The following is a 9,740-nucleotide window of genomic DNA, read 5'->3' as shown; positions in this document are numbered from 1 at the left end:
GCGGGATGCTACATCTTCCTCGATATGTGGAGCGAGTCCTAGCCACTCTGATCCACGATATGAATGGATAAAGTCATCGTCCGCCAATTGAAGCAACAATTCCTTAATTGCGGTGTTTTCCAATGATGAATTATTCTCCATTTTTCACGCCTCCTGCCCAAGACATTATCTCTTTTTCATCGAGCATTTCCTGCTCGTACTTCCGCCATTTTTTCTTTAGATACCCATAACCTTTTGTTGTCCTGTAATCTTTATTATCTATACGTTGAAGTGTTTTCTTTTCTTCAACCGTCATTTTCCGTATATTCTGTCTTTTCACAACCCAGATATCATCAACCGCTTCACGTCTCATGAAATTTTCTTGTGCCATCATGATCGCGATATCCTCATTAGGGGCCAGCAGGCTAAAATGATATTGGACTGGTGAAGTCTGAGTTTTACGGCTAAATACTTCAAATTCTTCAAAGTACGTTTCTTGTCTAGTTTCCATATCGTTCTTCCCCCTCCCTTAGATGACCTTTGGGGCTAACGCTTCGCGCACCCATTTATTATTTTCATAAGAAATCCTTCTAAGATTTAAGCGCTGCTGTGAACGGGGACCTTCATTCCTTGCTATTATCTTCAATTTCCCCCAATCGGGTTGTTGATAAATCCACGTTTCAGTATCTTTATCAAATCGAAGTGTTTCATCAGGAATGGTATAGCCAAGTGAAAGGATCCGCTTCACATATTTAGAAAAAAAGGCTTGGCGAAGTTCTTCATTCGTGCTTGTTCTGATTCTGTATTTAATCGTTACATCTTGTTTGGAAGAGCCAACTTCATTCTTACTAGGAGGTCCAAAGAAGAGTAACAGTGATTCCCACCAATAATCTATGGAGTCTTGAACCATTTTTCTTTGTTCTTCCGTTCCTTCTGCCAAAGCCATGATTATCGCTTCACCATGCTGGGCATGAAAAACTTCTTCCGCACAAATCCTGTGTAAAGCACGAGCATAAGGACCGTATGAAGCACCAAGCATGTTCGTTTGGGAAATAATAGCTGCTCCATCCACCAACCAGYCGATCAACCCTGCATCTCCCCAAGATTTAGATTCCATATGGAAGACATTATGAAACTTTAAATCTCCTGTAAACAAATCTTGCATCAAGTCATCCCTTTTTTTGTTGTACGGCTTTAACAAATCCTCGGCGACGCGAAGCAATAATTGTCCATGTCCCATTTCATCCTGCACTTTTGCCATGATTCCAAGTTTTCTATTCAAGGTAGGGGCTTTAGGTACCCATTCTTTTTCTGGAAGTGCCCCCATGATTTCACTGATTCCATGCATTGAAATTAATTTAATGAGTGTGCCCCTGTAATCTTCCGGCATCCAATCATCCGCTTCTATCTTTTCTCCTGCTTTGATTCTGGCAATAAATTGATCTAACTTTTCATGTTCTGCCATATCATTTAAAAGAACGTTCATCTAAACACCTCTTATCTAATATATATAACGTTAATATAACGTTATTATATTTTATTGTTATATTAAAAGCAAGACTAATGCGTCATTTTTTCTAAATAATAGGAATTTGGTGGAATTGAACCATTCTTTTATTCAACCAAAACCTTACATGGCGACGACTCCACTTTGATAGAATCTGTTGGGCAGCCTTCCATTGCATCATCCAGATCATCATATAAATCTTCCGCAACTTCTGCAGTTCCTTCATTTTCATCCAGAAGAACAAATGCAATTCCTTCATCATTGTAATCAAAAATTTCTGGTGCTGCTGCACCACATGCACCGCATGCAATGCATGTATCTTGATCCACAATTGTATATTTAGCCATGATGCCTTCCCCCTTATTCTTATTTCGTAATTGGTTCTTTCTTCTCTTCCATTAAACTTGTACTATGAAGTGGCTGAACTTTTGAAGATGGATCAATGTATACTTTCGCATTGCTGATTGCAGTAGGAGCTTCACCAAATCCACTAGCTATTAGCTTTACTTTTCCATCGTATGTACAAATATCACCCGCGGCATAAATGCCCGGGATATTCGTTTCCATTCTTGAATTAACGACAATCGCATTTTTTTCAATTTCAAGCCCCCAGTCTTTAATCGGTCCCAGGGATGAGATAAATCCATAGTTAACCACGACTGCATCTACCTTTTGTATAGATTCTTGACCATTATTCACATTCTCGAGTACCACATATTCAATCTCTTCAGAACCACGCAATTCAACAGGGACATAAGGAGTCATTACATTAACGGTAGAGTTCGTTAAATTTTCAACGCTATGCTCATGTGCACGGAATTTTTCACGTCGGTGCGCAATGGTTACGTTATTAGCGATAGGCTCCAGCATTAAGGCCCAATCAACTGCTGAATCTCCACCACCAAAGACCACAACATCCTTTTCCGTAAACGAATTTAGGTTATCCACAAAATAATGAAGGTTTTTCCCCTCAAATTTTTCTTCCGTACTAATTTTTAGTTTCCTCGGCTGAAATGCACCATTACCCGCTGTAATAATGATTGTTCTTGAAAAATGAACTTCTTTATTTGTTGTTATCTTAAAAATACCATCTTCCTGCTTTTCAATTGTTTCAACCGCCTGCTCTAAGCAGACCTCTTGTTTAAACGCTTTCATTTGTTCTTTTAAATTATTAACTAGTTCCTGTGCCCGCACTTTTGGAAATCCTGCAACATCATAAATATACTTTTCTGGATATAATGCAGATAACTGACCTCCTAGCTGTGGCAAACTTTCTATGATCTTGACAGACATTTGTCTCATGCCACCATAAAATGCTGTAAAAAGCCCAACTGGTCCGCCGCCAATAATCGTGACATCGACTACATTACTTTGCTGGTTCATCTGATTTCTTCCTTTCCATCAAGTTATGCATTAATCACAGCATCTTTCCGCTTGTCAACAACACGAATGGCTTTTCCCTCTGAACGCGGAATGCTTTTTGGGATGTTAACAACAATATCCATTGTTACAAGACATGTGGATTTCATATGGTGCTGAATCGCCTTCTTTAATTTTTGTACATTTTCATGTGTTAAGTCTCCATCTATACCTTTATAGAAACCGCTTTCAATTTCAATATGCAGTTCAACACTATCCATGTTACCTTTCTTAATAAGATGAATCTGATAATGAGGAACAATCCCCTCCATTTGGAACAGCACACGCTCAATTTCAGATGGGAATACATTCACGCCTCTTACTATGATCATATCGTCCGTCCTGCCTTTAACACGGGACATTCTTGTTGTCGTACGTCCGCATCTACACTGCTCATGAGTAATGGAAGCAATATCACCTGTACGATATCGAATAATTGGTAGCGCTTCCTTTGTTAAACTAGTAAAAACAAGTTCTCCATCTTCTCCGTCCTCTACGGGTTCAAGCGTATCTGGGTTGATTACTTCAACAAGAAAATGATCTTCTGCGATATGAAGTCCATCCTGTGCTTCATGACATTCAATAGCAACACCAGGCCCCATGATCTCACTTAGACCGTAAATATCGACCGCTTTCAAGTTCAGTTTCTTTTCAAGAGTAGCTCTCATTTCCTCTGACCATGGCTCAGCTCCGAAAATTCCATACTCAAGCCCATTATCAGCTGGGTCAATCCCCATCTCTTCCATCTTTTCAGCAATATTCAAAATATAAGAGGGAGTACCACAAATGCCTCGCGGTTTAAAATCATTAATAATGGTAATTTGACGATCTGTGTTTCCACCTGAAATAGGAACCGTTGCAACGCCTAACTGCTCTGCACCATAGTGAAGACCCAGTCCGCCTGTAAACAGACCATATCCGTATGCATTATGAAAAATATCCGATTTCCGCCCTCCCGCAGCGACAATTCCTCGCGCGACGATAGTTGCCCAGTTCTCCAAATCATTTTTTGTATATCCGACAATTGTTGGCTTCCCGCTTGTTCCGGATGATCCATGTATACGTGTTACATCTTCCATCGGAACCGCGAATAAACCGAACGGATATTGATCGCGCAGAACCTGTTTTTTTGTAAATGGAAGCTTTGTAATATCGCTTAACTGTTGAATATCTTCTGGATTAAGACCCAGTTCTTCAAATTTCTCTCTGTAATAAGGTACATTCTCATATACATGGCTTACCGTTTTTTTAAGGCGTGTCACTTGTAATCTTTCCATTTCAGTACGCGTAGCTGTTTCAACTTCTGGATTGTACATTGTTTCAGTCCCCCTTATTTGCTCGTTCTTCATCCGACCCCTTTTTCATAACGATATAAAAACGGAATATTAATTATTGTTATGTTTCATTTTTAAGATTAATACGCCATTTATACGTTGTCAATAATGTTTTCTTTGAAATTAACAAAATTAGAAAAATTAACAAAAAATTTAATTTTAAATTTACATAACTTTCTGACTATGATACTTTTACATTGATATATATCACATTTAGATGCACTCGTTTTAAAATCGTATTATAATTTCAAGGGGGTATTATTATGGAATCGCCTGTAAAAACAGATCATTTAATTAATGGCAATGACAGAGAGATTCAGTATCGTAAATTAATTGAAACAGAAGAATTCAAAGATTTACTTCAAAAGAAAAAAGCATTCATTGTACCAGTCACTCTATTCTTTCTTACATTTTATTTTGTCCTGCCTGTTTTAGCTGCCTATACAGATGTATTAAAGGGCGAAGCTTTTCTCAATATTACATGGGCATGGGTGTACGCACTTCTCCAATTTGCTGTCGTATGGATCGGAGGAATTGTCTATATTAAGAAATCAGCGAAGTACGACAAGATGGCTAAGAATATTTTAACTAAATATCGGGAGGAGCTTGGCGAATGAGCACTTTATCTCTTACGCTTTTTTTAGGCATCATTTTGTTAACGCTTACAATAACATATTATTCTTCTAAAAAGACGAAAAACGCAAGTGATTTTTATACAGCAGGTGGCGGATTGACTGCCTGGCAAAATGGATTAGCCGTGGCCGGTGACTTTATGTCAGCTGCTTCTTTCCTAGGAATTACAGGAGCGATCGCACTAATTGGTTTCGATGGCTTTTATATGAGCATCGGGAACCTTGTTGCATTTCTCGTCTTATTGTATCTTGTTTCAGAACCACTGCGTAACTTGGGAAAATATACGCTGGCAGACATGATTTCAGCGCGTTTCAAATCAAAAAAAGTACGTGGGATAGCTGCCGCGAACACACTTGTCATTTCAATCTTTTACATGATTGCACAACTAGTTGGTGCTGGTGGATTAATTAAACTGTTGCTCGGCATCGATTACGGGCTGTCCGTTCTTCTCGTCGGTGTATTGATGACAATTTACGTAATTTTCGGTGGGATGAGAGCGACAAGCTGGGTGCAAATCACCAAAGCGGTTCTTTTACTGTGCGGTTCCGCTGTGTTGACCTTTATTGTTTTTTCCCGCTTTAATTTTAACATCTCTGAAATGTTCCACCATGTTCAAACAGCAACACCTCTTGGAAATAATTTTTTAAATCCAGGCAATAAATACACTGATGGACTTGACATGATTTCATTTAATATGTCGCTTGTCCTGGGCGCAGCTGGCCTTCCCCATCTGCTCGTCCGCTTCTTTACAGTAAAGGACGCGGCTACTGCAAGAAAATCGGTAGTTTATTCCACATGGTTTATAGGCTTATTTTTTATCATGACTATTTTCCTAGGATTCGGAGCTGCTTCTTTCGTAGGATTTGACCGTATCGTTGAAGCAAACTCCGCTGGAAACATGGCAGCACCACTCCTCGCATTAACCGTGGGCGGTGAATTTTTGTTCGCCTTCGTTTCAGCCGTCGCATTTGCCACTATTTTAGCTGTTGTATCCGGTCTTGTTTTAACGTCTGCGTCCGCTTTCGCACATGACATTTATGGAGAAATTATTAAAGACGGAAAAATAACTGAAAAGCAGCAAATTCTTGTAGCCCGTGTTGCATCAGTTAGTGTAGCTGTTATATCAATTGTACTTGCCTTGTTTGCACAATCGTTGAACGTCGCTTTCCTTTCTGTACTTGCATTAGGTATCGCTGCAAGTGCCAACTTGCCGATTATCCTTTGTACAATTTATTGGAAACGATTTAATGCAACTGGAGCGATCACCGGCATGTTATTCGGGTTACTCAGTTCTCTTATATTAGTTATGCTCAGCCCAAATGTATGGAATCCGGAACCTGGAATGGGTATTTTCACAGGAAATCCTCTCTTCACAATGAGCAACCCGACCATTTTAACCGTGCCACTTGGTTTTATTGGTGCATATTTAGGGACAGTGTTGTCTAAAGCAAAAGAAGAGGAAAATAAATATCCGGAAGTACTTTTCAAATCTAATACCGGATTTGGGATAAGCTCAGCGAAAGACCATTGAAGAAAGGAGGATTTCCATGACCATTCAATTAGATGATCAGGATATTCATAAATTACATTATGATCAAATTAAGCAAGTTCTAAAAGACGAACCATATGCATCTTTTCTCGGTATGAAACTGACAAAACTTGGGCCTGGCACAGCGGAAGCTGAATTAATCCCTGACGACCGCATGCTCAATTCACATGGAACGGTTCACGGGGCAATTATCTTTTCACTTGCGGATTACGTATTCGCAGCTGCGAGCAATTCATACGGCAAAATAGCAGTGGGCGTCACAACCAACGTTAACTTTATATCAGCTGGCAAACGTGGTGAGACTTTAACTGCAACTGCAAAAGAAATAAAGAAAAATCACAAACTCGCATGGTACAAAATCGAAGTCCTAAATGAAAAAGAACTAATCGCAACCATGGAAGCGATGGTATATCGGAAGAATCATTATTTTGTTCAACAAGATGAATAAAGCATTATTAAAACCGGACAAGTCAGTCGACCTGTCCGGTTGGCTTTTTCTCCTTGATAGATAGGCCTTTAACAAGACATATATAGGAGGGTAATAGATAACTGGATTCAAAAAATAATACTTAAAATGACTATCGCTACAGTTGTACGGATTTCAAAAGTTTTCCGACTAGTTATTAACTACAATTCCGGAGTCCATCACTTTTAACCACTTCCCCCGCAGCCATCATTTGCGACCCTGTATCAAACCCTTCCCAATGAGCGCGACCAGGTTCACTAAGATGGACATGCACATCAATCATACCCGGAAAAATGTACTGACCTTTCGCCTCATACTCTTCATTAGCTTTACTATCTAGCTGATTCCCGACCTTAACAATCACTCCATTTTGAACCGCAATATCAGCTTTCTGCACTTCATCAGGTAAAACTACGTAACCATTGCGGATAATAAGGTCGTATGTTGGCATGAACATCACTCCTTCATAATAAAAAAATCAAATAGAACCCCTACCTACACCCACTTTCTCTGTCTTCCCTACATATACATCCAGCGCAGCCTGTAAAGCTTCTCCTCGATTCACTTCGAAACCTTGGCGTAAAAGAACGGCTTCTAAGGAAGCTAGCACAAAGAGAATGTTTTCTTTCCGACAGCTGAATCCCATGGTGCCGATTCTCCAGATCTTTCCGTGAAGCGGACCAAACGAGGAGGCGATCTCGATACTGAATTCATTCAACAGCATACCTCGTACCGCTTCCCCGTCGATACCTTCTGGAATTCCGATACAAGTTACACACGGAAGTTTGTTTTCCTGATCCCCAAATAACGTTAATCCCATTGCCTTGACCCCTGCAATGAGGGCAGATTCATGGATTTTATGACGAGCGAAGCGTTTTTCCAAACCTTCTTCAAGTACAAGGCGCAGCCCTTCACGTAACGCATAAATCATTGAAGTTGCCTCTGTATGGTGATTCAAGCGGCGCGGGCCCCAATAATCCTGCAGCATACTTAAATCGAAATAATTGCTGGTGATGGGGCGGTGGCTCAAGACCTTTTGGCGGTCCTCTTCTGTCGCAATCCCACGTTCCACTTTTTTACGAGACTGAATGATTTTTTCAATTCTCTCATTATACGTAATCGGCGCCATCCCTGAAGGAACAGACAAGCATTTTTGCGTCCCGCCTATTAATCCATCAATACACCATTCATCTACCTTTACGTCTGTTCCGCCGATGGAAGCAACCGCATCGACCACAAGCAAGACATCCAATTCACGGCAGGCCACCCCGATTTCCTTCAACGGCTGCATACACCCCGTAGAAGTTTCTCCATGAACAATCGCGGTTATTTTTGGGGACACTTTCTTGATTTCCTTAATGACCACTTGCGGATCAAACACTTCTCCCCATGAACATTCAATCGTATGAACTTCCGCTCCATATCGTTCACAAATTTCAACTAACAAATGACCAAATCTTCCGAAAATAGGAACCAGAACTTTATCTCCCGGTTCAATGATGCTGCAAAGGATGGCTTCATTGCCGGATCTTGATGTACCATCAATTGGAAAAGCCCACTTATTTTTCGTTTGAAAAACCAACCGAAGCATTTCCATCACTTCATTCATGATTGTAGTAAATGCGGGGTCAAATTGCCCTAATATAGGTGTGCTCATCGCTCTTAGCACACGCGGATCCACCTCGACTGGACCTGGAGTCATGATTGTCCTCATTGGTGTATGTAATTCTGAAAATGCCATTTTCCTCAGCTCCCTTTAATAGGCTAATCTATATAGTATTTCGCTTACAACATCGATTCCCCTTTCCAAATCTGGGCTTTTTTCTTATAGAGCTAAAGGGACAGCTTAGCGAAAAAGAGGATATCCACTTTGTTTTGAAGAAAAAGACAGGGAAAAGCTTTATTAAAATCTATAGACTTTTTATTTGTGATAGATATTTAAATTTTGGGGGAATTCACTTGAAAATCATAGATACCATACCGTTTTTTGTAAATAACTATCTACCTTCTTTAAGATTTTTAAGGCACTATTACAATGAATATCCCGATGTATTTAAAGAATACTTTTTATATCATTGCAAAGACAATGAAGAAAGGCATAAACAATCAATATCAATATATCCTCAAATTTTTTCAACCATAAAGCAAACTCACGAGAACATTGTACCTATCATCAAAGAAATAGAGGAAGAATATTTTAGTATATATCAAGTATCCTTTCAAATTGAAGTAAATTTAATAGTTGGAGGCTTCGGTTCTAATGCCTATACATATCGTCAAATCATACCTAATATAACTTTTGCTTTAGAAAAATTATCACCAGAATCTAATCATTTAAAAACCATTGTTGCACACGAGTTTGGTCACGCTACACATAACATTATTTCAAATAACGCAGGAATTGACTGGACAAAAATTCAGTGGAACAGCCCTCTTACTTGGCTTTATCAGGAAGGAGCAGCTACACATTTTTCTAGGAGAACAGTACCTGATTTGCACCCTTCTATTTATTTTTCTTTTAACGATGGGGGTTATGAGTGGTTGTCATTTGCAGAAGCGAATAAACAAGATGTTAAACTGGGGTTTGCAAAAGATCTTGCTACTTGTACTCCCCAAGAAATTTATCGTGAGTGGTTTTCTATAAATGGAGGGGGGAAATTTGGACATAGTCGACTGGGATACTTTTTAGGAGATATGTTATTCCAACATCAAATATCACAGTTAGGAGAAATGAGCGCAATTGTTGCTTGGAAGGATCAACATTTTGAAGAGAAAGTTAATAGCTGGTTATGTTATTAAAACGATTTATGAGGAATCATTCAATTGAATATATTAAGAGCATGTTTTGATCAA

At 39.4% G+C, this 9,740-nt stretch carries 12 protein-coding genes; 4 read left to right on the top strand and 8 right to left on the bottom strand.

The window, feature by feature from the left end:
- The 6 genes from AC1DUW_RS14870 to paaK form a co-directional block, all read right to left on the bottom strand.
- Positions 1 to 141 (bottom strand): Phenylacetic acid catabolic protein (locus tag AC1DUW_RS14870; RefSeq protein ID WP_477642848.1); only part of this gene is annotated, 141 nt, incomplete at its 3' end.
- Complete coding sequence (paaB, locus tag AC1DUW_RS14865) at positions 131 to 490, bottom strand: 1,2-phenylacetyl-CoA epoxidase subunit PaaB (protein WP_053344769.1); 360 nt, start codon at positions 488 to 490, stop codon at positions 131 to 133. The genes AC1DUW_RS14870 and paaB, both read right to left, overlap by 11 nt.
- An 18-nt stretch (positions 491 to 508) precedes the next feature.
- The gene (paaA, locus tag AC1DUW_RS14860) at positions 509 to 1,465 is read right to left on the bottom strand and encodes a 1,2-phenylacetyl-CoA epoxidase subunit PaaA (protein WP_477642847.1); all 957 of its coding nucleotides are present in this window, start codon (positions 1,463 to 1,465) and stop codon (positions 509 to 511) included.
- A 128-nt stretch (positions 1,466 to 1,593) separates the two neighbouring features.
- Positions 1,594 to 1,833, bottom strand: coding sequence for a ferredoxin (locus AC1DUW_RS14855; RefSeq protein WP_053344767.1), 240 nt, complete (start codon positions 1,831 to 1,833; stop codon positions 1,594 to 1,596).
- A 19-nt stretch (positions 1,834 to 1,852) separates the two neighbouring features.
- On the bottom strand, positions 1,853 to 2,869 hold the full coding sequence (locus AC1DUW_RS14850) for an NAD(P)/FAD-dependent oxidoreductase (protein WP_252432417.1): 1,017 nt from the start codon (positions 2,867 to 2,869) through the stop codon (positions 1,853 to 1,855).
- Between the two features lie 23 nt (positions 2,870 to 2,892).
- Positions 2,893 to 4,221, bottom strand: a complete 1,329-nt coding sequence (gene paaK / locus AC1DUW_RS14845) for a phenylacetate--CoA ligase PaaK (RefSeq protein ID WP_053344765.1) — start codon at positions 4,219 to 4,221, stop codon at positions 2,893 to 2,895.
- 281 nt (positions 4,222 to 4,502) lie between these two features.
- Here paaK and AC1DUW_RS14840 point away from each other — a divergent pair, with 281 nt between their 5' ends.
- From AC1DUW_RS14840 to AC1DUW_RS14830, 3 genes are read left to right on the top strand one after another with little or no spacing between them, the layout of a single operon-like run.
- On the top strand, positions 4,503 to 4,856 hold the full coding sequence (locus AC1DUW_RS14840) for a DUF485 domain-containing protein (protein ID WP_477642846.1): 354 nt from the start codon (positions 4,503 to 4,505) through the stop codon (positions 4,854 to 4,856).
- Positions 4,853 to 6,403: a solute symporter family protein gene (locus tag AC1DUW_RS14835; RefSeq protein WP_477642845.1), complete on the top strand. Its 1,551-nt coding sequence runs from the start codon at positions 4,853 to 4,855 to the stop codon at positions 6,401 to 6,403. Before AC1DUW_RS14840 ends, AC1DUW_RS14835 begins: the two co-directional genes overlap by 4 nt.
- A 16-nt stretch (positions 6,404 to 6,419) precedes the next feature.
- Positions 6,420 to 6,869, top strand: coding sequence for a PaaI family thioesterase (locus tag AC1DUW_RS14830; protein WP_053344762.1), 450 nt, complete (start codon positions 6,420 to 6,422; stop codon positions 6,867 to 6,869).
- Between the two features lie 175 nt (positions 6,870 to 7,044).
- Here the strand turns inward: AC1DUW_RS14830 and AC1DUW_RS14825 are convergent, their stop codons facing one another.
- Together AC1DUW_RS14825 and AC1DUW_RS14820 are read right to left on the bottom strand one after the other, a co-directional pair.
- On the bottom strand, positions 7,045 to 7,338 hold the full coding sequence (locus tag AC1DUW_RS14825) for a hypothetical protein (protein ID WP_053344761.1): 294 nt from the start codon (positions 7,336 to 7,338) through the stop codon (positions 7,045 to 7,047).
- Between the two features lie 27 nt (positions 7,339 to 7,365).
- Positions 7,366 to 8,628, bottom strand: a complete 1,263-nt coding sequence (locus AC1DUW_RS14820) for a pyridoxal-phosphate-dependent aminotransferase family protein (protein ID WP_379161287.1) — start codon at positions 8,626 to 8,628, stop codon at positions 7,366 to 7,368.
- 134 nt (positions 8,629 to 8,762) lie between these two features.
- Here AC1DUW_RS14820 and AC1DUW_RS14815 point away from each other — a divergent pair, with 134 nt between their 5' ends.
- Positions 8,763 to 9,686, top strand: coding sequence for a hypothetical protein (locus AC1DUW_RS14815; RefSeq protein ID WP_477642844.1), 924 nt, complete (start codon positions 8,763 to 8,765; stop codon positions 9,684 to 9,686).
- Positions 9,687 to 9,740: the final 54 nt, after the last annotated feature.

The sequence above is a fragment of the Peribacillus sp. P4_C12 genome (genome assembly GCF_056402095.1).
The sequence above is the reverse complement of the archived record's forward strand: the minus strand, read 5'-3'. Positions and strand labels throughout refer to the sequence as shown.